21 protein-coding genes are annotated in these 23,201 nt (G+C 33.3%); 14 read left to right on the top strand and 7 right to left on the bottom strand.

Annotation, left to right across the window (positions count from 1 at the left end; translation table 11 throughout):
- Positions 1 to 277: 277 nt before the first annotated feature.
- Complete coding sequence (locus D1606_RS11190) at positions 278 to 952, top strand: TerC family protein (protein ID WP_119416091.1); 675 nt, start codon at positions 278 to 280, stop codon at positions 950 to 952.
- An 85-nt stretch (positions 953 to 1,037) separates the two neighbouring features.
- Here the strand turns inward: D1606_RS11190 and pepF are convergent, their stop codons facing one another.
- From pepF to gdhA, 3 genes are all read right to left on the bottom strand, one after another.
- On the bottom strand, positions 1,038 to 2,852 hold the full coding sequence (pepF, locus tag D1606_RS11185) for an oligoendopeptidase F (protein WP_119416090.1): 1,815 nt from the start codon (positions 2,850 to 2,852) through the stop codon (positions 1,038 to 1,040).
- Between the two features lie 126 nt (positions 2,853 to 2,978).
- A complete protein-coding gene (locus tag D1606_RS11180) occupies positions 2,979 to 3,641 on the bottom strand; it encodes a phosphoribosylaminoimidazolesuccinocarboxamide synthase (protein WP_119416089.1) in 663 nt (220 codons plus the stop codon).
- Between the two features lie 167 nt (positions 3,642 to 3,808).
- Positions 3,809 to 5,182 carry an NADP-specific glutamate dehydrogenase gene (gdhA, locus tag D1606_RS11175; RefSeq protein WP_199670739.1) on the bottom strand — a complete coding sequence of 458 codons (1,374 nt, stop codon included), beginning with the start codon at positions 5,180 to 5,182 and terminating at the stop codon, positions 3,809 to 3,811.
- A gap of 192 nt (positions 5,183 to 5,374) precedes the next feature.
- Here gdhA and D1606_RS11170 point away from each other — a divergent pair, with 192 nt between their 5' ends.
- Positions 5,375 to 5,827: a YaiI/YqxD family protein gene (locus D1606_RS11170; protein WP_119416088.1), complete on the top strand. Its 453-nt coding sequence runs from the start codon at positions 5,375 to 5,377 to the stop codon at positions 5,825 to 5,827.
- A gap of 65 nt (positions 5,828 to 5,892) precedes the next feature.
- Here the strand turns inward: D1606_RS11170 and D1606_RS11165 are convergent, their stop codons facing one another.
- The gene (locus D1606_RS11165) at positions 5,893 to 6,711 is read right to left on the bottom strand and encodes a squalene/phytoene synthase family protein (protein WP_199670738.1); all 819 of its coding nucleotides are present in this window, start codon (positions 6,709 to 6,711) and stop codon (positions 5,893 to 5,895) included.
- 234 nt (positions 6,712 to 6,945) lie between these two features.
- Positions 6,946 to 7,164, bottom strand: a complete 219-nt coding sequence (locus D1606_RS11160; protein ID WP_119416087.1) for a hypothetical protein — start codon at positions 7,162 to 7,164, stop codon at positions 6,946 to 6,948.
- Positions 7,165 to 7,806: 642 nt separating this feature from the next.
- Between D1606_RS11160 and coaW the strand changes: the two genes are divergently transcribed.
- Positions 7,807 to 8,634, top strand: coding sequence for a type II pantothenate kinase (gene coaW, locus D1606_RS11155; RefSeq protein ID WP_119416086.1), 828 nt, complete (start codon positions 7,807 to 7,809; stop codon positions 8,632 to 8,634).
- Between the two features lie 46 nt (positions 8,635 to 8,680).
- On the opposite strand, the gene D1606_RS11150 is transcribed toward coaW, so the two are convergent.
- The gene (locus D1606_RS11150; RefSeq protein WP_119416085.1) at positions 8,681 to 9,076 is read right to left on the bottom strand and encodes a ribonuclease HI family protein; all 396 of its coding nucleotides are present in this window, start codon (positions 9,074 to 9,076) and stop codon (positions 8,681 to 8,683) included.
- Between the two features lie 179 nt (positions 9,077 to 9,255).
- On the opposite strand from D1606_RS11150, the gene D1606_RS11145 reads away from it, so the two are divergent.
- The 3 genes from D1606_RS11145 to D1606_RS11135 all read left to right on the top strand — a co-directional run bounded on the left by D1606_RS11145 (position 9,256) and on the right by D1606_RS11135 (position 12,669).
- Positions 9,256 to 9,450, top strand: coding sequence for a zinc-finger domain-containing protein (locus D1606_RS11145; RefSeq protein ID WP_119416101.1), 195 nt, complete (start codon positions 9,256 to 9,258; stop codon positions 9,448 to 9,450).
- 246 nt (positions 9,451 to 9,696) lie between these two features.
- Positions 9,697 to 11,064, top strand: a complete 1,368-nt coding sequence (locus D1606_RS11140) for an aspartate kinase (protein WP_119416084.1) — start codon at positions 9,697 to 9,699, stop codon at positions 11,062 to 11,064.
- Positions 11,065 to 11,361: 297 nt separating this feature from the next.
- Positions 11,362 to 12,669, top strand: a complete 1,308-nt coding sequence (locus tag D1606_RS11135) for a hemolysin family protein (protein WP_119416083.1) — start codon at positions 11,362 to 11,364, stop codon at positions 12,667 to 12,669.
- A 48-nt stretch (positions 12,670 to 12,717) separates the two neighbouring features.
- On the opposite strand, the gene D1606_RS11130 is transcribed toward D1606_RS11135, so the two are convergent.
- Positions 12,718 to 12,918 carry a cold-shock protein gene (locus tag D1606_RS11130; protein ID WP_119416082.1) on the bottom strand — a complete coding sequence of 67 codons (201 nt, stop codon included), beginning with the start codon at positions 12,916 to 12,918 and terminating at the stop codon, positions 12,718 to 12,720.
- A 212-nt stretch (positions 12,919 to 13,130) separates the two neighbouring features.
- Here D1606_RS11130 and D1606_RS11125 point away from each other — a divergent pair, with 212 nt between their 5' ends.
- The 8 genes from D1606_RS11125 (at position 13,131) to D1606_RS11090 (ending at position 23,192) form a co-directional block, all read left to right on the top strand.
- Positions 13,131 to 14,810, top strand: a complete 1,680-nt coding sequence (locus D1606_RS11125) for a formate--tetrahydrofolate ligase (RefSeq protein WP_233548083.1) — start codon at positions 13,131 to 13,133, stop codon at positions 14,808 to 14,810.
- A gap of 369 nt (positions 14,811 to 15,179) precedes the next feature.
- Positions 15,180 to 16,862: a glycoside hydrolase family 13 protein gene (locus D1606_RS11120; RefSeq protein WP_119416100.1), complete on the top strand. Its 1,683-nt coding sequence runs from the start codon at positions 15,180 to 15,182 to the stop codon at positions 16,860 to 16,862.
- Between the two features lie 5 nt (positions 16,863 to 16,867).
- Entirely contained in the window at positions 16,868 to 17,806 is a 939-nt protein-coding gene (locus D1606_RS11115; protein WP_119416080.1) for an ROK family protein, read from the top strand.
- Entirely contained in the window at positions 17,794 to 18,891 is a 1,098-nt protein-coding gene (locus D1606_RS11110) for an ABC transporter ATP-binding protein (protein WP_119416079.1), read from the top strand. The genes D1606_RS11115 and D1606_RS11110 overlap by 13 nt, the downstream gene beginning before the upstream one ends.
- 139 nt (positions 18,892 to 19,030) lie before the next feature.
- Complete coding sequence (locus D1606_RS11105; protein WP_233548082.1) at positions 19,031 to 20,338, top strand: ABC transporter substrate-binding protein; 1,308 nt, start codon at positions 19,031 to 19,033, stop codon at positions 20,336 to 20,338.
- Between the two features lie 125 nt (positions 20,339 to 20,463).
- Positions 20,464 to 21,324, top strand: a complete 861-nt coding sequence (locus D1606_RS11100; protein ID WP_119416078.1) for a carbohydrate ABC transporter permease — start codon at positions 20,464 to 20,466, stop codon at positions 21,322 to 21,324.
- Entirely contained in the window at positions 21,324 to 22,139 is an 816-nt protein-coding gene (locus tag D1606_RS11095) for a carbohydrate ABC transporter permease (RefSeq protein WP_119416077.1), read from the top strand. Before D1606_RS11100 ends, D1606_RS11095 begins: the two co-directional genes overlap by 1 nt.
- 21 nt (positions 22,140 to 22,160) lie before the next feature.
- Positions 22,161 to 23,192 (top strand): LacI family DNA-binding transcriptional regulator, encoded by a 1,032-nt coding sequence (locus D1606_RS11090; protein WP_119416076.1) that lies wholly within the window; start codon positions 22,161 to 22,163, stop codon positions 23,190 to 23,192.
- Positions 23,193 to 23,201: the final 9 nt, after the last annotated feature.

Here is a 23,201-nt window from a genome sequence, read left to right as displayed (position 1 = left end):
TATCACGGTGATTGAATATAATTGCTACAGTTTATAAAATATCAGTAGTGGTATGAATGAGGAACTTTATATAAGTAATAATCGTAAATATTTGAGATTTTTAACAAATACTGAAGTTAATTATCACGAATGGAAGAATAAAATTGATAGCTCAATCGTAAACTGTTTTAGAGTAAGAAAGTATAAATATGTTCCAAAAAACAATAGATTTTCCTTTTCATTTCTGTTGAAAAGAGTAGAATAGTACAAGATAGGATTTTAGAAAGTGGGAGAATAAATGGAAGCAGCATTCCTAGCAAAAATAGCTTCAATTATTTTGTTAGATATCGTTTTGAGTGGGGATAATGCAGTCGTAATTGCACTCGCTTGCCGAAATTTAGCAAAAGAACAACGTAAAAAGGCAATTTTACTTGGTACAGGTGGCGCCATTGGTTTACGGATTGTCTTAACATTTGTAGCCGTTTGGCTTTTACAAATACCGTTAGTAAAAGTAGTCGGTGGCTTATTGCTACTTTACATTGCATTTGACTTATTAAGATCTGGAGATGAAGATCCAGATGTTAAAAGTGGTAATAACTTATTTGCAGCAGTTCGAACAATTATTGTTGCGGACTTTGTGATGAGTTTAGATAATGTACTTGCCATCGCTGGAGTTGCGAATGGTCACATTGGCCTTGTCGCATTAGGATTACTTGTTAGTATTCCTTTAATCGTCTTTGGTAGCCAAATTATTATTAAGTTAATGGAGAAATTTCCAATTCTTATTTGGATTGGTGCATTATTAATTGCTTACACTGCAGGCACAATGGTTGTAGATGATAAGTATGGTCATCAACTTGTTGAAGCTACTTTCCCTATGATGGAACATCTTATACCAATTATTAGTATGGTATTATTAATCATCATCGGTGTATGGACAAAAAATCGTCAAGTTAGAAATATAAGAAGATAAATGTTTGAAAATAGAAAGAGATGGCACCAGTAATTTGGTAGCCATCTCTTTCTGTTTTAATAATTTATAGTAGTGAGTATAATTCTTATTTAGCTTGATGGATTTCCTCTGTCAACGCTTCTAATTGATCAATTAATGAGCCGATAAAGGCAATTGTATCTTGTAGAGGTTTATCGGTTGTAATGTCCACACCAGCCATTTGTGCTAATTCAACAGGTGACTTAGTACCACCAGCTTGTAAGACTTTCAACCAATCATCTACCGCTGGTTGACCTTCATGTAAAATACGTTGTGATACTTGTGTAGAAATTGTTAACCCTGCGCTGTAAGTGTAAGGATATAACCCCATATAATAATGTGGTTGGCGCATCCAAGTTAGTTCAGCCCCCTTATTAAGTTCTACATCGTCTCCCCAGAACTCTTCTAAAACGGAGCGTTTTAAATCGTTTAAAATGGTTGCATTAACACTTTCACCAGCATCCACTAATTCATAAACTTTTCGTTGATATGCAGCTTCTAAAAGGTGAGTAACAAAGTTATGATAGTAAGTACGAGCGACTATGGTTGAAATTACCCAACGTTTAAAACGTGGATCATTCGAATTTTTAAGTAAATAATTGGCCATTAACATTTCATTCATAGTTGATGGTGATTCTACGAAATAAGTAGAAGATTCACTGTTGAAATAAGATTGATGTTTATGCGCATTTTTAAAATGTCCAGCATGGCCTAGTTCATGGGCTAATACAAAAACCTCATTCATACGTTGAGTCCAAGAAATTAAAATATATGAGTGGGATCCATATGGACTAGAACAAAATGCACCAGTAGATTTTCCTTCGTTGTTCGCAAAATCTATCCAGCGATCCTCAAATGCACTATCAATCATTTTTACATAATCTTCTCCCATAACTCCAAGTGCTTTTTTCATATAATCACGTGACTCTGGGATAGTGATAGATGGCTCATAATCAGGATCTAGGGAGATTTTTAAATCAGCAAAAGTCATCTTATCTAAGCCATGTTCTTTTTGTAGAAGTTTTGCATAACGGCGCATATGTGGTGCTAATTCCTTCATAATTACATCAATTTGACGATTGTATAAATCACGATCTACCTCTTGGTCAAATAGGAGATAATCGATTACCGATTCGTAGCCACGTAAATTAGCAATTGTTTTTTCAGTTTGTACATGTGTGTTGTATGCTTTAGCTGTTGTATGTTGATAGTCAGCTAGTTTTTCAGAAAATGCTTTGAATGCTTCACGACGGATATTCTTATCAGACTCTAGTTCCCAATCTCCTTCGAAAAGGTTATAGCTCAGTGGATAACTTTTATCACCAACAGTGAAGTTTTTGAATTTCATATCAACTAGTTTAGTAGTATTGTATATACCATATGCAGCATCAAAAGTAGAACCAAGTGCAGCTAAAGCTTTTTCCGCTTCAGGATGTAATTGATGTTCTTTTTTTGCAATAAGGCGTTTAATATAGTGTGTATAATTTGGTGCTAGTTGAATAGCTTCTTCTAGTAATTCCGTCGGTAAGGCAAGTATTTCACTATCTACAAATGATACTAAACTAGCAATTTGAGATGAAATATTTCCAAAGTTGTTAGCACGCATTTGAGCAAAGTCATTTGTTTGATCTGTTTCAAGATCTAATGACATAAATGCACCATAAGGAATTATAGCTTCTACTAAAGCTTCATAATCGGTAATAACATTAGCTACTTGCTTTGCATCCGTAATATGCCCTTGATATTGAAGATTGAATTTTTTTGCATCTTCAAATACTTTTTTTACACCTTCATTGTATGCTTCTTCATTTGTTACAAGATCCGTTAAATCCCAAGTTTCAGAAACGGGAACATCCTTGCGTTTAAGAATATTATCAATCATTTATAGCACTCCCTTTTATTACGTAATACGAATTATTTTCATTATAAAACGTATATTTAGTAAAGTAAAACATTTCAGAAAAAACAAGAAATTAAAAAACCTAACACTAAGGTTAGGCTACATGTATTATTTGTTTAATATTATCTTGTCTAGTAACAGAGGGGTAATATATTTGGTATCCTGGTAAGCAATAATATTCTGGCCTGAAATTTCATCGATTAAAAGCAAATCACCATTTTGAGTTTCACGGCCAAATTTTAACTTTATCTCATGAAGTTTTAGACCTTTTTTGGCCAATTCAGTTCTTACAAAATTCGAAATATCAATAGAAAGTAATTCTAATGATCGTTCTTCATCTTTGGATAAAATTCCTTTTTCAAATAAAATCGATTTAGCAATAGAATCATTTTGATGTTCATCTTCAAAATATGAAATAGATACAACATCTTCAAGTTCATGACCATCTTGGTCATAATGCCAAAGCGTATTAGCACTTGGAAACTGACATAATACTATAAGGCCATTGCCTATAAGAGTAGTTGGCTTTACAGTAATTGTTGCCTCTTCCATATTTGAAGATAGATAATATGTCGGAATATCGATTGCTTTTAATCTTTTATAAAAGTATGTTGTTAAACTATGACTTGCGTTCATGATTTCAGTAGTTGTTCCAACATTATTGTGACTTGTCACCCCTTGGTCACTTAAAACATGTTTAAATTGTAAAACAAAATGATTTTCATCAATTTTATAAACATCTTTGGTTGTACCTTTATAAATCAGTTCCATTTTCCATACCCCCTTTCATGTTATTGTAAGTTATTGTAATTCATAATAGTAAAAAATAGCCTAAAGAGAGGAGAAAAGTGTTGAAATGGACAAATATGGCGAAAAAAGCAGTAAACCCATTAGGATTTACCGCTTTACTATACTAAAGAGAAAAACATTATTAATGATTAGATAACACCTTGTGCAATCATTGCATCTGCAACTTTTAAGAATCCTGCGATGTTGGCACCGATTAATAAGTTACCTTCATGACCAAATTCTTTTGCAGCTTGGACACTATTTTTGTATATAGATGTCATGATGTCATGCAATTTTTGATCTACTTCTTCAAATGTCCAGAATAGACGCATACTGTTTTGTGCCATTTCAAGAGCAGAAACAGCTACACCACCAGCGTTTGCAGCTTTAGCAGGTGCGAACAATACATTATTTTCAAAGTAAACATCGATGGCTTTAAGAGTAGAAGGCATATTCGCACCTTCACCAACAGCTTTTACGCCATTTTTAACAAGTGTCTTAGCAGATTCCTCATCTATTTCATTTTGTGTTGCACATGGAAGGGCAATATCACATGGAATAGACCAAATACCATGACAATCTTCTGTATAAGTTGCATTTGGGTGAGTTTCAACATATTCTTTAATACGACCATGTCGCACTTCTTTAATTTCTTTAACTGTATCTAAATCGATGCCATTTGAATCAAATATATAACCGTTTGAATCAGAACATGCAACAACTTTTGCACCTAATTGTTGTGCTTTTTCAATCGCATATGTTGAAACATTTCCTGAACCTGAAACGACAACAGTTGCACCATCAAATGTCATGTTTATTTCTTTTAGCATTTCTTGTACGAAGTAAACACATCCATAACCAGTTGCTTCTTTTCGAGCTAAAGAACCTCCAAAACGTGGTAACTTACCAGTAATAACACCTGGTTCATATGCTCCACGGATACGGTTATACTGACCAAATAAGAAACCAATTTCACGAGCTCCTACACCAATATCACCAGCTGGCACGTCAACGTCAGGTCCAATATATTTATGTAATTCGGTCATAAATGCTTGACAAAAACGCATGATTTCAGCATCTGATTTACCTTTTGGATCGAAGTCTGAACCGCCTTTTGCACCACCAATTGGTTGACCTGTTAATGAGTTTTTGAAAATTTGCTCAAAACCTAAGAATTTGATAATACTTTCGTTAACAGATGGATGGAAGCGTAGGCCACCTTTGTAAGGTCCGATTGCTGAGCTATATTGAACTCGATAGCCACGGTTAACTTGAATTTTACCATGATCATCTTCCCAAGATACACGGAATTTTACTACACGTTCTGGTTCAACGATTCTTTCTAAAAGACTTGCTTTCATATACTCAGGACGTTGTGCAAATACGGGTGTTAAAGAATATAGAATTTCTTTAACTGCTTGTAAAAATTCTGGTTCATGCCCGTGTTTTTCTTTAAGGTTGTTATACACTGAATCAATATATTCAGTTGCTACTTTTTGTGAATCTGACATTGTTGTGACCATTTTGAAAACCCCCATGAAGTATTAGTAAAGTATATTTGTATTTTAGACTTAATCATATGAATTTTCAATCACTTAATATTATAAAAATACGAAATTAACTGAATTTTTAACCGGAAAGCGCTAACAATTGTGGCAATTAAGCATTATTATGTACGATTAAATAAGGTAAACTATATATAGGAGGTACGACAAATGTCAAAAATATGTATAGATGCCGATGGGTGTCCTGTCGTTAAAGAGGCCATTCAAATTGCAAAAGAGTTCCAATTAGAAGTAATTATTTTTTGTGATACCTCACATCGATTTGAAATAGAAGGTATTAAAACGGTAATAGTTTCTAAAGGTGCAGATGCAGTTGACTTTGCACTAGTTAATCAACTACAAAAAGGGGATATTTCAATAACACAGGATTATGGTCTTGCCGCTATGGTGTTAGCAAAAGGTGGCTATGTTATGAATCAAAATGGTCTACAATATACGTCTGAAAATATAGATCAACTTCTATATTCGCGTCATATCAACCAAAAAATTCGTCAGGCTGGTGGAAGAACAAAAGGGCCGAAAAAAAGGTCAAAAGAGTCAAATGAAAGATTTATCACTAACTTCCGTAAATTATGTGATTATGTAGTAACCAATATCAAATAGTAAATTTAAAAGACAAAAGAAAACAGACCGGTTAGAGTCAGTTTTCTTTTGTCTTAAAATCTAAGTTATTCAGCGGTTAGTTCCTCAACAGTTTGTTCGACTTCCTTACGCGTCATTTTTTTATTTCCTTTTCGCATTGTGTCGAGTGTTTTATGTGCTAATGCAAGAGGAATTTTACAAAACATTAAAATACTGCGTTTTGAAATACTTTTATTGTATTCATCCGCTTTAGCTAAATTTTCTTCTGCATAATTGAACAAATCTTCTCTTGTCCATCCTTCTGGGACAAAGCTTACTCCACGTTCTTGATCTTCAGATTGATTGCGTAAAATATTGACAGCTTGTAATCCTCGGCCATAGCCTATCGCAAGTTCTCGATTTGTTTCGATACCAGCACCCCAGCACCAAATATCTGATAGCATAACACCAACAAGACCAGCAACATAATAGGTGTATTCATCTAAATCTTCTTTCGTTTTGACAATCCATTCTTTAGACGCCCATTTCGCCATTCCTTCTGCCATTTCACTAGTTGAAGCTGCAACAGTTTCACGAATTTCCTCAGGGCATAGAGTTAACCAATCACTCAGCCGTAATGTTACTTCCGGTAATTGATCTTTGTAAGGTTCTAATAATTTCATGTAAGCATCATTGTCAAAAGGCTTTAACAATAATTTACTTGTTTCGTTTAATAGCTCTGTTTTAATATGGTTAGGCAATTCCTCATGATCTTCTATTTCATCGATGGCTCTCATGCATAAATAAGCTGTTCCTACAGTAGTTTTTAGGTCTTTTTCTAAAAATGTAATGGGGATGAAGAAAGTTCGACTAGTCTTTTTTAAAACTGCCATTGCTTCTTTATAAAGTTCTTTTTGTTGTGTCACTTGCAATTTCCTCCGTTTAATAAATAAAACATTATCTATATCGTATATCAAAATTACTAAAATAGAAAATCAAATCATTATAAAAACTAATTTCTTTTGATAAAAAGACTCAAATGCTCGAATATTTTATGTAATAAAATATGAATTGTTGGCAACAAGTCAGTACAATTTTACATTAATAAAAGCCCGCTCTTATAATGAGGGGCTTTTAATAGGAATAAGAGTGGAAATCAACTATATCATAGGAAATTCGATTAAAATTTCTATTCCTAAATGTTTAATGGTCTTTTCTTGTCCATTTTCTATAATAGTAGATGTTTGAAAATCAGTACCATCTCTACCGAGAATACTTAAGATAATAGCATTGTAACTACGTCTTTCTGACATTAATTGATTAATTTCTTTTGCTGCATTTTCTGGAATGCTGCCGACAATATGAAAACCAGATTTCACTTCAATTTCATCGTGGTGTTTGTTTAACTCTAACTTAGCACCTCTTTGCAGTGTACGAATAATACGTTCATACTTAAAAGTATGTTCTAAGTTAAGACAAAAAACAGTGGATAAATTTTTATTTGCTTTAGAAAGAATTAGTTCCCTTTCTTGAGCAATCCTTTTATACTTTTCTTCGTTTTTTAAGCTATTCTATAGTTGCATTGAAAAAGTTCACCCCAAAAAGAAAATAATTACACATATCTTATTATTCTGCAAAAATAATTAGATGTCTATTATTTTATCATTTACATCTATGAAAGCATTTTCAAAACAAAGCCAATGTGCTATAATAGGTAAATAATTTTGTCTAAAATGTGAATTTTTTATTTGAGAAATAAATTAAACGATAACAGTTTAATGGATGTGTAATGATAGATTTGTTCATTGTTTATAGTTTGATTAGAACAAGAATATTAATTAGAATTTAGAAATTCAAACTATTATTTATAAATGTGTAGATAGAAACTTCTCTTTTAAATAGTAAAAACTATAAATGTAAAATTGACTCAATTAGCATTTTCAATATATAGAATGGTGCATTGCTTAAAAAGTAATAACCGAGTAAAGTATTAATGGGCGATTAAGAAGGGGCAGATTTTGATGACAAATACAATAGGCATTGACGCTGGGGGAACACTTACTAAACTAGCATATATGAACGATCAGCACGAGATTCAATTGCAACATTTCCCATCGAATGATTTACCAAATGTATTAGATTGGATTAACCAACATGATATTGATGAAATTGGTTTAACAGGTGGACGTACAGAACAAGTTAAAGTTCTACTTGATAAGGTCAATTCTATCCATTATATAGTGGAGTTTGAGGCAACATTAAAAGGAGTTCGATATCAATTAGAAAAAGAAGGCTATTCTTTTGATAAAAGTATTATTACGAATATCGGTACAGGAACCTCAATCCATTATATGGATGCTGAAAAACATATGCGAATTGGTGGTACTGGCGTTGGTGGTGGGACACTAATTGGACTTGCATCGCTAACAACAGGCGTTCACAATTATGAGGAAGTTTTGCATCTTGCTAAAAAAGGCAATCGACAAGGGATTGATTTATTAGTTCAAGATATTTACCAGGGGATGGATTCACCAACTGAGCTTCAACCTACTTTAACTGCAAGTAATTTTGGAAAAGTCGGCATTAATGATGAAACAAATTACGAAACAGAAGATGTGTTAGCAACAGTTCAAGGTTTAGTAGGCGAAGTTATTACGACATTAAGTATTCAATTAGCAGAACAAATGGATACAGAACATATAATATATATTGGTACTACACTAGATAACAATGAAAAACTTCGAGATATCATTGCAAATTATACTATTCTAAAAAAGAAAACACCTATTTTCTTACAGGATCATGGATTTAGCGGAGCGATAGGTGCATTAATGAATATTATTGAATAAGTAAAAGGCTTAATAGCTAATGGGCGCTATTAAGTCTTTTTATATCTTATTGCTTTTTCGTTTTTTGAATGCCTTGTCGAGCAAGGGCATCTGCTGCTTTGTTTTGGGAATCAGGTATCCATTTTATAAAGAATAACTCGAATCGCTCTATAAGTGTTAATGCTTGTTGTAAATAGGGCTTATATTCGTCATTCTTTACAAATTCTTTTTCGATTGATGATACAACAATTTTGGAGTCGGAACGCACTGAAATAATGCCTTTAGATAATTTAGCTGCTTCTTGCAATCCTCGGATAAGAGCCATAAATTCAGCTATGTGGTTATTCGTAATACCAACAGACTCACTAATTTTCACTTGGTGACCTTCGCCTTTTATATAAATGCCAATAGCACTAGGTCCGGGATTTCCTGCACTAGCTGCGTCGATATATACTTCTAACATTTTATCACCACTTCCAAGTTCTATACTTGAATATTAACACATAGAAAGTAAAATTGATGTAAATTTGAAAACGGTGCATAGTAATGGCTTACTTGCTTATATTATTTACTATATCACTTGACTTTCAAAATTTCGGTAGTAGAATAGAAAAATACTGCAAAATGAGGTGATTCCATTTGATCGAGCAGAGCACCATAGTAAAAGAAATCGATGAATTATTAGAAAACTATTGCGAAGGCTGTTTAGCAAAAAAACAAATGCGAAAAGAGCGGGGAAAATCCGGTGCTCATAAATTTTGTATTGAATCATGTACTGTTGGCGAACAGTTACAATTTTTAGGTGAAGAATTACTAAAAGTATATACTAAAGCATAATTAATATAAAAATATATGTTGATAAAGACACCATAAGAATGTTAATCTTATGGTGTTTTTATTAAATGGAAAATTGCGTCATTTTAGAATATACAGAACTTTATGTTTTTTATTTAATCAGTTTAATAAGAATTTTTGAAAAAGTATTGACTATTATTAGGATAATTTGTACACTGTGAAAAAACAAATGTTTTTTATAGAAATACAAAAACAAAATTTTTAAATAAATTGTAAGGATCTGATGAGATGAAAGTATGTAAATTTGGTGGGACTTCAGTCGCTAGTGCAGAACAAGTTAAGAAAGTTGCAGCCATCGTGAAATCGGATGCTACACGAAGAATAATAGTTGTTTCTGCTCCCGGCAAACGTTTTAGTAATGATATAAAAGTGACAGATTTACTTATCCAGTTAGCAAATGCAGTAATTGAGGGAAAAGAATATCAAGCTGAATTACAACAGGTAGTTTCTAGATATAAAGAGAATGCAGAAGGTTTGAATCTTGACGACAAAATAACTGAAGCCATTGCTACAGATTTACATGCTCGTATAGAAGAAGCTTCTAAAATTAGTGATGATTTTTTATTGGATACATTAAAAGCAAGTGGTGAAGATAATAACGCGAAGATGATTGCTGCTTACTTTAAAAGCATTGGTATGAATGCAAAATATGTTAATCCAAAAGAAGCAGGTTTAATCGTGAATGATGGTCCAGAACGAGCTATGGCGGTGGCAGAAGCCTATGCGAAATTAAATAGCTTAAAAAATTCAAAAGAAATTATTGTTTTTCCCGGCTTTTTTGGATTTACAAAGGCAGGAGTACTAAGAACTTTTGACCGTGGTGGTTCTGATATTACAGGTTCTATTTTAGCTGCTGCTGTTCAAGCTGATTTGTATGAAAACTTCACAGATGTAGATTGTGTATTTAGTGCAAATCCAAAAGTGGTCAATAACCCAGCAGAAATTCAAGAAATTACATACAGAGAAATGCGAGAGTTATCCTATGCAGGTTTTTCTGTATTTCATGATGAAGCATTAATGCCTGTTGTAAAATTGGGCATTCCAGTGAATATCAAAAATACAAATAATCCGAAGGTGGAGGGTACGAAAATAGTTTCTAAACGTAAGGAGAATCATCGCCCAGTGACAGGGATTTCTGCTGATTCAGGATTTTCAATTTTATATGTAAGTAAATATCTAATGAATAGAGAAATTGGATTTGGACGTAAATTGTTGCAAATTTTAGAAGAAGAGCATATCTCTTATGAACATACACCGTCAGGCTTAGATGATATTTCAGTCATTATTCGCAGTCATCAACTATCGCCAGAAAAGGAAGAGCGTATTATAAAACGTGTTTATGACGAATTACATGCAGATGATGCATATTTCCGTCACGGTTTCTCAATGATTGTTATTGTCGGAGAAGGTATGAATAATAATACTGGTTTGGCAGCTCGAGCAACGAATGCTATAGCAACAACTGGTGCTAATATCGAAATGATTAACCAAGGTTCATCAGAAGTAAGTTTATCCTTCGGCGTACAAGAAAAATTTGAAAATGTAATTTTACAAGCGTTATACCAAGAATTTTTTGCAGTTGCCGCAGTTAGATAAAGGGATGAATACGATAAAGTGAAACAAGCTCTTTTTTGCAGCTTTGCAGTTTAATACAAAATTAATCATAAAACAGCTGGTTTAGAAAACATTTTCCTACCAGTTGTTTTTTTATTTTTACTCTTTTATTCTTTTAATCTTTAAATGTGAAATTATTTATAATTTTTAGTTTAAATTAATAAATTAATAATAGCTTTAATTTGCTTTTTTTATAGGATTTCCTATAAATTTAGAATAGTAAGATAACAGGAGGTGAATTCTCTGCGTTGATCAATATTCAGCGTAGAGAGACCATATTTGGACATTGAGATAGCCAGTAATTTAGTTCTGTTTGTAATTTTAATTGCAATGACTGGATTTTTTGTTGCAACTGAATTTGCTATTGTGAAAGTAAGATCTACACGAGTGGATCAGTTGCTGGCAGAAGGAAATAAAAAGGCGAAGAGGGCCAAAAAGGTAATTACTCATCTAGATGAATATTTATCTGCTTGCCAGCTTGGTATAACAATAACAGCTTTGGGATTAGGGTGGATTGGTGAGCCAACTGCAGAAAAATTATTACATCCAATTTTTGAAGCATTTAATATTGAAGGCAATACAGCTTCTATATTATCGTTTATTGTTGCATTCTCTGTTGTTACCTTTTTACATGTTGTAGTTGGTGAGTTAGCGCCTAAGACGTTAGCTATCCAACAAGCGGAAATGATTACCTTGAATTTTTCAGGTGCCATCATTCTTTTCCATAACATCATGTATCCAGCTATAAAATTATTAAACGGATCAGCAAGAATATTAACAAGTATTTTTGGCTTAAAAATGCAATCTGAAGGAGAAGAAGTTCATAGCGAGGAAGAATTACGAATGATTTTATCTGATAGCTATGAGAATGGTGAAATTAATCCTTCTGAGTATAAATTAGTGAATCGAATCTTTGAATTTGACGAACGGATTGCAAAAGAAATTATGGTGCCTCGTACGGAAATTGTAAGTTTTGATAAGGAAACAACTTTAAGTGAAGTTTTTGAGCTGATGAATGTAGAGCAATATACTCGATATCCAGTTATAGATGGTGATAAAGACCATGTAATTGGAATTGTTAATATGAAACAACTTTTATCAGCATTGATAATAGATGAAAACAGTAAAACAAAAAAAGTTCAAGATTTTATGCAACCCGTAATTCGTATTATTGAAACAGTTCCCATCAGTAGCCTACTCATTAAATTTCAAAAAGAAAGAATTCATATGGCTGTTTTACTCGATGAGTATGGCGGAACATCTGGAATTGTGACAATTGAAGATATTATTGAAGAAATTGTAGGAGAAATACGTGACGAATTTGATGAAGATGAATTACCGGAGATTCAAAAAGTAAGCGAAGGTCATTTTAGTTTTGATGGTAAAGTGTTACTTGATCAAGTAAACAGTATGTTAGGCGTACAAATTGTTGAGGAAGATATTGATACAATTGGTGGATGGTTTATGTCACATCAAGATAATGCAAAAGAGGGAGATTGTTTCGAAAGAGACGGATTTAAGTTTATCGTAAACCAAGTCAATAAACATCAAATTGTCAGGATAGAAGCGATAAGAATAAGTGCATAATATAAAAAAGCTACTCACAGTAAGAGTGAGGAGCTTTACTATTTAAATTTATAATTTAATCACATTGGCAGCCTGAGGTCCGCGATTTCCTTCAATAATATCAAAACTTACATTTTGTCCTTCTTCTAATGTACGAAAACCTTCTTGTTGAATTCCTGTGAAATGGACAAAAACGTCATCACCATTATTGTACTCAATAAAACCATAGCCTTTTTCGTTATCGAACCATTTTACTTTTCCTTGGGGCATTCGCGTTCCTCCCAACAACAAATTAAGTTTTCAGATTTATAAAAAAATAAAGGATGGATAAACTATACATGAATGTATAAAATATGTCAATTGATTGTCGAGGTTTGAATCATATTGATGAAAATTCTATTCTATAGTATGGTTATTGTATCAAAAGAGTGAGTATAGCTTTTACGCTCCTTTTAAATTTTTTAATGAAAGAAGGCTTTACTGTGTCAAAAACTACTCAACCATTATCAGATTTAGAAATTGCTCGAAATGCGACATTGCAACCAATTACAGAAATCGCGGAAGCTGCAGGGATTCCTGAAGAAGCATTGGAACTCTATGGGAAATTTAAAGCTAAAATTGATGTAAATCAATTATCTCACTTAACACCAGATGCAAAAGTGGTCTTAGTTACAGCTATCAATCCAACACCAGCAGGGGAAGGTAAATCTACTGTAACAGTAGGATTATCTGATGCGCTTCATCAATTACATAAAAAAGTGGTTGTAGCTCTTCGTGAACCGTCATTAGGACCTGTAATGGGTATAAAGGGAGGAGCAACTGGTGGTGGATATGCACAAGTATTGCCAATGGATGAAATAAATCTTCACTTTACTGGAGATTTACATGCAATTACAACAGCTAATAATGCTCTTGCTGCTCTAATTGATAATCATATACACCAGGGGAATAAGCTAGGAATCGATCCTCGTCGTATTATCTGGAAAAGAGTTCTAGATATGAATGATCGAGCATTACGTAATATTGTAATCGGTCTAGGCGGCCCAGGACAAGGAACACCTCGTGAAGATGGATTTGATATTACAGTAGCATCAGAAATTATGGCAATTTTCTGTTTAGCTACTGACTTACAAGACCTGAAAAAAAGACTTTCAGATATAGTAATAGGCTATACTTTTGAGAAAGAACCAGTATTTGTTCGTGATTTGGGTGTTGAAGGGGCATTGACATTATTATTGAAGGATGCTTTCAAACCTAATCTTGTTCAAACTATGGAAGGAACTCCAGCAATTATTCATGGAGGACCTTTTGCAAATATTGCACACGGCTGTAACTCTATTCAAGCAACACAAACTGCGCGTAAGTTAGCTGATATTGTCGTTACAGAAGCAGGTTTTGGTGCAGATTTAGGTGCTGAAAAATTCATGGATATTAAAGCAGTACAAGGTGAGTTTAAGCCAAGTGCTGTAGTAATTGTAGCAACTGCAAGAGCATTAAAAATGCATGGTGGAGTAGATAAATCAAGTTTACAACTTGAAAATGTACCTGCTATTAAAAAAGGGATAAAAAATCTCGAAAAACATATAGATACAATCCGTCAATATGGCGTAGAACCTATTGTAGCATTAAACCGATTTATTACAGATACTGAAAAAGAAATCGCAGAGATTATTAGTTGGTGTGACTCTCATCAGGTTAAAATTGCTCGTACAAATGTATGGGAAGATGGTGGAGCAGGTGGTATCGAGCTTGCAAATAAAGTTTTAGAAGTAATCGACAAAGAAAATCATTTTAAACCTATATATGATGTAACTGATTCAATTGAACAAAAAGTACGTTCAATTGTTCAAAAAGTGTATGGTGGACTAGATGTAGAATTTACAGATAAAGCACGTAAACAAATGATTGAAATTGAAAAGTTTGGTTGGGACTCAATGCCGGTTTGTATGGCAAAAACACAATACTCATTGTCAGATCAACCAAAACTATTAGGACGACCAGAAGATTTTACAATTACAGTACGAGAAATCATTCCAAAGTTAGGTGCTAAATTTTTGGTGTGCTTAACAGGTAATATTATGACAATGCCTGGACTCCCTAAAGAACCAGCAGCATTGAAAATGGATGTAGACGAAAATGGTAAAGCAGTAGGATTGTTTTAAGGGAGACATTAAATAGAGTATCGTTTTATCTATAGGATAAAAATAATTTATTTTTAACAAAAAAGAACAAAAAGAGGCTTTCAAAAGTGAGATTGAATTTCCCATTTTGATAGCCTCTTTTTGTATGAATGCATTATTTTTAAAAAACTATAATATTAAAACAGGAATTTTTAAAAATAAATTGAATATATAATAAAATGATTTTTTATAGAATATAAATGTTGTAATGTAGAATATATACGAATAAATGATTTGCTCAAAAATGAATAAGTCAAGAAAAATATTTTTGTGCAAGCGCTTGCATTTATAATTACAAAATATTAAAATTATTCCATAAAGTTCATGTTAGGAGGTGCGTTAATGGTTCCTTTGAGCGAACCTTGGTGGAAAAAAAGTGTTGTTTACCAGATTTATCCGAGAAGTTTTATGGATTCAAATGGGGATGGAATTGGTGATTTACAAGGAATTATTTCCAAGATTCCTTATTTGCAAAAGTTAGGAATAGATGTAATTTGGCTAAGTCCAATTTATGATTCTCCAAATGATGATAATGGTTATGATATTCGAAATTATAGTTCAATTATGAGTGAGTTTGGTACAATGGAAGACTTTGATCAATTGTTAGAAGAGGCCAAAAAAGTAGGGATTCGAATTGTAATGGACCTTGTTGTTAATCATACGTCAGATGAACATCATTGGTTCATAGAATCTCGTTCCTCTAAGGACTCACAATATAGAGATTATTATATTTGGCGTGAAGGAAATGGTGAATTACCACCAAATAATTGGGGATCTGTATTTTCAGGTAGCGCTTGGGAGAAGGAAAAAAACACAAATTCGTATTATCTACACCTTTTTTCAAAAAAACAACCTGATTTAAATTGGGAACATCAACCTCTAAGAGATGACATTTATAAAATGATGTCCTATTGGCTTGATAAAGGAATTGGCGGTTTTCGAATGGATGTGATCAATTTTATCTCAAAGGATAGTAAATTACTAGATGGGAAAGTTTATGCTGGTCAGTTGTATGGAGATGGAAGTCCATATTATATTAATGGGCCTAATATTCATACATATTTACAAGAAATGAATGCTAAGGTATTAAGCCATTATGACGTGATGACAGTAGGTGAAATGCCTGGTACTTCTACAGATGAAGCGAAAATTTATACGGATCCTTCAAATCAAGAAGTTAACATGATCTTTACTTTTGAACATATGGATATCGATCATGGACCTTTTGAAAAATGGGATATTCAACCTTTCAATTTAGTAAAGCTAAAAAAAGTTTTAGAAAAATGGCAAACAGCACTTTATAACAAAGGTTGGAATAGTCTTTATTGGAATAATCATGATCAACCTCGAGTTGTTTCACGTTTTGGATGTGATGACGAAAAGTATCGAGAAAAATCTGCTAAAATGCTAGCAATCTGTCTTCATATGTTACAAGGAACGCCATATATTTATCAGGGCGAAGAATTTGGTATGACGAATGTAAAATTTAAATCGATAGAAGATTATCGTGATATTGAAACTTTGAATATGTATAAGGAAAAAAGCAATCAAGGAATTCCACATAAAGAAATACTAGACAGTATTTACGCAGCAGGTCGTGATAATGCAAGAACTCCGATGCAATGGAGTACAGATGGAGGATTTTCAACAGGAACTCCGTGGATTAACATGAATCCCAACACACCGAAAATCAATGCTGAACTTGCGCTTGAAGACACATCATCTATTTTTTATACGTATCAAAAGCTTATTCAGCTAAGAAAAGAACACGATATTATCACATATGGACGATTTCAATTATTGTTAGCTAATCATGTCAATCTATTTGTCTATAAACGTATTTTTGAAAAGCAAGAGTGGTTAGTCATCAGTAACTTTTCTAAAGAAACTGAATTATTAGACCTGTCATGTTGCAAAATTCAAGATTATAAATTTAAAGTAATTATTGCTAATTATGAGGATATAAAAATTGAAGGAAATACGCTTAAAGTTCGGCCGTATGAAGCGTTTGTTCTTTCTTTTGGGAGGGGATAACTAGAATGAGCCTAGTACTAGGTGTTGATATTGGTGGAACTAAAATACGTATAGGTGTTGTAAGTGAGACTGGTGAAGTTATAGCTGATACGACGATTCCAACAAAATTACCTTTATACCCTTATTTAGAAGAGAAAATTCTCGAGGTACAAAAACAATTTCCTAATTTAATAGGGATTGGTATAGGAACGAGAGGGATGGTAGATAGTGAAGAAGGAATAGTCACTTTTGAAACCGAATTACCCGGCTGGAAAGGGACTCATGTAAAGAAACAATTACAAGCTGCTACAGGAATTCGTGTAGAAATAAATAACGATGCAAATTGTGCAGCACTAGCTGAGTCATATCTTGGCTCTGCAAAGGATTATCGTCGAGTGGTTTGTTTAACAGTAGGAACTAAATTGGGTGGCGGAATAATTATTGATGGAAATGTTATGAATGGTGCGCACGGTGGTGGTGGAGAAATTGGTCATATGATTTTGTATCCTAATGGTATTCTTTGTGGCTGTGGACGATATGGTTGCAGTGAAGAATATGTTTCTGGGACTGCTTTAAGAAGGTTAATATTAAATAATAATGTTATAGATCCCAAAACTGAGGAATTGGTAACTCCACATGAATTATTTAAGATGGCAGCAAATGGCCACAAAGGTGCAATAGCTGTTCGCAATGCTTTCCTTACCGATTTCGCTATTGTCATATCTAATTTACAGGCAATTTTAGATATGGATTGTGTTGTTATAGGTGGAGGAGTTTCTGAATCATCTGATGATTGGTGGAGTTTTCTTCTTACTGAAGTAGAACCATTAAAATTAAAACCTTTAGAAATTAAAAAAGCAGTCTTTGGAAATGAGGCAGGAATGCTTGGTGCTGCATTATTAGTCATTGATCGCTCAAAACTCTTGCAATACAGAAAAGGGAGTGTAAAGACATGGCAACTTTAAAATTAAAAGGAATTTCGAAAATATATGATAATAAGACAAAGCTAAAGGCCGTATCAGATTTTAATCTAGATGTAGAAGATGAAGAATTCATCGTTTTTGTTGGACCATCTGGCTGTGGAAAAAGTACAACTTTAAGAATGATCGCTGGTTTAGAAGAAATCTCAGAAGGAGAGTTTTTAATCGATGGGAAGCGTATGAATGAAGTTCCACCAAAAGATCGTGATATTGCAATGGTATTTCAAAATTATGCTTTATATCCACATTTGACAGTGTTTGATAACATGGCTTTTGGATTGAAAATGCGTAAAGTCCCAAAAAAGGAAATTGAAAAAAGAGTGAAAGAAGTTGCAGCAATTTTAGATTTAGAACCATATTTAAACAGAAAACCAAAAGCATTATCAGGTGGTCAACGTCAGCGTGTTGCATTAGGTCGTGCAATAGCTCGTGATGCTAAAATATTTTTAATGGATGAACCATTATCCAATTTAGATTCAAAATTACGTGTACAAATGCGCACAGAAATTATTAAGCTACATAACCGATTAAAGCCGACAACCATTTATGTTACACATGACCAAACAGAAGCAATGACAATGGCAACAAGAATTGTCATCATGAAGGATGGGGTTATCCAACAAATTGGTACGCCAAAGGAAGTGTATGATGCACCTGCAAATGTTTTTGTCGGAGGATTTATTGGTTCACCTGCTATGAACTTTTTTACAGGAGTTTATCAATCAGGTTCTATTCAAATTGGTGAAAAAACTATACCATTGCCAACAGAATTTCAGTCAATATTACAAAATTACAATGGTGAAGAAGTTTTCATGGGGATTCGTTCAGAACATATAAGCAATGAGAAAAACAACTCTGTAAGTAATGATGATTATATTGTTGAAACACAAATTGAAGTAGCTGAACTAACAGGAGCGGAACAAATGATATATGCAAACTTGGAAGGACAGAATTTTGTAGGAAAAATTGACTCTGCTAAAACAGTTCATCCTGGGGATTATATTAATCTAGTATTCCAACTAAAATATGCACATTTCTTTGATAAAAAAACAGAATTGCGCATAAATTAGATATTGTTATATAAATAGCAATATGTTAGGATTTAAATAATTCATTATGTGCAAACGTTTTCGCATTTTGAATTATTTTTTTATATTAATTATGCAAACGCTTGCAAATGAAAATTTATCACAAAGGGGTAGAGAAAAAGTGAAAAACAAATGGCGTGCAGGGCTCTTAGCTATGTCACTAGGGATTACGGGGATTTTAACGGGGTGTGGTTCTAACGAAGATTCATCAAATGAGGGGACATCAGGATCAAAAAATAAGCAAGTCACGATTGACGTGTTCCAGTTTAAAGTGGAGTTTAAAGATCAATTTGAAAAAGTAGCGAAAGATTATGAAAACGAACATAAAGATGTAAAAATTAACATTACAACTGTTGGTGGAGGAGAGGATTACGGCGCAGCTCTTCGCTCAAAATTTGCTTCGGGTAAGGAACCATCCATTTATAATATCGGTGGACCACAAGATGTGGCAGATTGGCAGGATAAGCTAGCGGATCTATCGGATTCAGGAGCTGCAGGTGCTGCATTAGAAGGAACACTTGATGGAGTAACATTAGATGGGAAAGTGCTAGGTGTTCCATACAATCAAGAAGGTTACGGATTTATATACAATAAAAATATCTTCAAAAAAGCAGGAATTGATCCGACGACAATTACGGATTACGCTTCGTTAGAAAAAGCTGTAAAAGAATTAGATAGCAAGAAAAAAGAATTAGGAATTCAATCTGTATTTGCATTACCTGGTAAAGAAACATGGGTAACGGGTCTACATTTATCAAATACATTTCTTGCTCCGGAGTTCGATAATAATGTTTTAACTGCTTATGATGCTAAAAAGGTTGATTTTAAGTATGGTGATGCATTCAAGAAAATATTAGATTTGCAAAATCAATACTCCGTTCAACCTACTGTAAGCTTGGACTATTCAAAACAAGTTGAAGAATTATTCTCTCTTCAAAAAGTAGCAATTATTCAACAAGGAAACTGGATATATGGATCAATCGCTGGAATCGATGAAGAATTTGCAAACAATGGTATTGGAATTTTACCAATTCCTGTAGAAGGGTATAAAGAAGACAGTATTCCAGTAGGGATTCCAATGTACTGGGGTGTTAACAATAATGCTGAAAAAGAAGTAATCGAGGCATCTAAAGAATTCTTAGATTGGTTATATACTTCTGAAAAAGGTAAAGAAACAGTTATCAATGATTTTAAGTTTATTCCAGCCTATAGTGGATACGATGCTTCTAAAATCTCAGATCCACTATCTAAAGCCGTTTATGAATATGCAAATGAAGGTAAAACAATTGGTTGGACGTTTATGGGTTATCCAACAGGTTGGGGACAAGACGAGTTGGGTGTGCAAATTCAAAAATACTTAAGCAAAAAAGCATCATGGGATGAAGTTGTAAACACAACTAAAAAATCATGGGAAGATAATCGTAAATAAAAAATTATTCAACATTAATAGGTAGTAAAGTCCATTATAGAAATTATCTTTTTGGAAAAGGATGACCTTTCATCAATATTCATTTAGGATGAAAGGTCATTCATTGATATATCGGAGGTGAAAAGATGCGTAAAAAGGACTTAACTTATTGGTTCTTCTTATTCCCAGCGTTACTCGCATTAGCAGTAGTTGTTGTAGCACCGTTAGTCGTAGGCGTTTATTATTCTTTTACAGATTGGAATGGAATACAAGTAAAAGAATATGTAGGATTTAAGCATTACATAGAGCTTTTTCATGATAAAGAATTTATAAATTCTCTTTGGTTTACAACCAAGTTTTCAATTGTTTCAATCATATTAATTAATACGTTTGGTTTATCTTTAGCTCTTATTGTTACAACAAAGTTAAAGACAAATAAAATACTAAGAACTATATTTTTTATGCCAAATCTGATAGGGGGATTAATCCTCGGGTTTATCTGGCAGTTTATTTTCACGAAAGCCTTTGCTAGCTTCGGGTCAATAATCGGCAGTGAAAAATTACAAGGTTGGCTATCAACTCCTGAGACAGGTTTCTGGGGTTTAGTGATTTTAATGAGTTGGCAAATGTCTGGATATATAATGGTTATTTATGTGTCGTATCTAGAGGGTGTGTCAAAAGAATTAGTAGAAGCAGCTGAAATAGATGGTGCTAACGTTTTCCAAAGATTTTGGTATGTTGTTTTCCCATTAGTAGCACCGGCATTCACAGTTAGTTTGTTTTTGACACTATCAAATACGTTTAAACTTTACGATCAAAATCTATCACTCACTGGTGGCGGACCTTACAATTCTACTCAAATGGTCGCTATGGAAATCTTCAATACCGCATTTTCACAATACAATATGGCATATGCTCAAGCTAAAGCAGTTATATTCTTTATCATTGTAGCAGCAATTGCGTTATTGCAAGTATATTTAAACAAGAAACGTGAGGTGGAGATGTGATGAAAAAGGCTTATTTAATACCAATTGAAATATTAGGGATTCTACTGGCGCTAATTTGGTTATCGCCTTTCTATTTGATGATTGTCAACTCATTTAAAACTAAGAAAGAAATATTTTCAGACACATTAAAACCACCAAGCACTTTTTCTTTTGATAATTACATTCAGGCATTTAAGGAATTAGACTTTTTAAGAACATTTGGAAACTCACTGCTAATTACAATTTGTAGTTTAGTAGTAATTATTGTCTTTTCTGCAATGGCTGCCTATGCATTGTCGCGTATGAAAAGTAAGGTTGCAACAGTAATTTTCTTTATTTTTGTAGCAGCTATGTTAATTCCTTTCCAATCTGTTATGATACCACTTGTAACGATTTTCGGAAAATTCGAAATGCTGAATCGTTTCGGAATCATCATTATGTATTTAGGTTTTGGTACAAGTTTATCAATCTTTTTATATCATGGAGCGTTAAATTCTATTCCAAAATCATTAGATGAGGCAGCAACTATTGATGGAGCAAATAGGTTTCAAATTTTTTGGCACATTATTTTCCCAATGCTAAAGCCAATAACAGTTACAGTAGCCATTTTAAATACGATTTGGATTTGGAATGATTATTTATTACCATCATTAGTGATAAACCAACAAGGAATGGAGACGATACCATTGAAGATGTTCTTCTTCTTTGGGGAATATACAAAACAATGGCATTTAGCATTAGCAGGTCTCACTTTAGCCATAATACCGGTAATAGTCGGTTATTTCATAGCACAAAGAGAAATTATTAAAGGAGTTTCAGAAGGTGCAGTTAAGTAATATTGAAAGGAAGATGTTCCATTGGCAGTAACAATTATTGATGTAGCGAAAGAAGCAAATGTCTCGCCTTCTACGGTTTCTCGTGTCATTGCGGATAGTCCAAGGATTAGCGTACAAACAAAACGCAGGGTAAGGGAAGTGATGGAACGCTTAAAGTATTATCCCAACTTTCAAGCAAGAAATTTAGCTGCGAAAAGGACAAATACAATAGGTGTAATTATGTCCCATTCGACATCTCTTGCTTTTCAGAATCCATTCTTCCCAGAAGTAATAAGAGGTATTTGCTCAAGCGCTCATTCAAACCAATATGGAATTTATTTGTCTACTGGTGGTACAGAAGAAGAGATATATAAGGAAGTAGTGTCGATGGTACAAGGGAAAAAAGTAGATGGAATCATCTTGCTCTATTCTCGAGTCAATGATCGTACGATGGCATATTTAAAAGAAGTAAAATTTCCATTCACAATGGTAGGGCGTCCATATGAAAACGAAAAGGAAATTTCATATATAGATAATGATAATAAAACAATCTCCAAGAATATGGTGAATTATCTTGAAAAATTAGGGCACCAACATATTGCATTTGTTGGTGGGGATATCGATTTTGTTGTTTCTTTAGATCGTTTAGAGGGATATAAACAGGGTTTAAAGGAAAAGAATCTATACTTTATTGATGAGTATTTTATTAGAGATGAAGACTTTAAAACAAAAGGCATTAAAAGTATCCAAGAATTAATGAAGCTAGATATGCCACCAACAGCCATTATCGCTCATGATGATTTAGTTGCATATGAAATTATTCGCTATTTAGAGGATTTATCTATAAATGTTCCAGAAGACATTTCAATTGTAAGTTTTAATAACCATGCTCTCTCTGAGTATGTAAAGCCTCCATTAACGACAGTGGATATCTCGATATTTGAATTGGGTTTTGAGGCAGCAAATTATTTATATGAACAAGTTGGATCTGATCAAATAACGATAAAACATCATTTTGTGCCAACAACCCTAATTGAACGTAATTCATGTAAAAGTATTAAGTTTGAAAAATAGACATTAAAT

It is taken from the genome of Rummeliibacillus sp. POC4 (assembly GCF_003576525.1).
GTDB lineage: Bacteria > Bacillota > Bacilli > Bacillales_A > Planococcaceae > Rummeliibacillus.
This window is presented reverse-complemented; position numbering and strand designations above follow the sequence as displayed.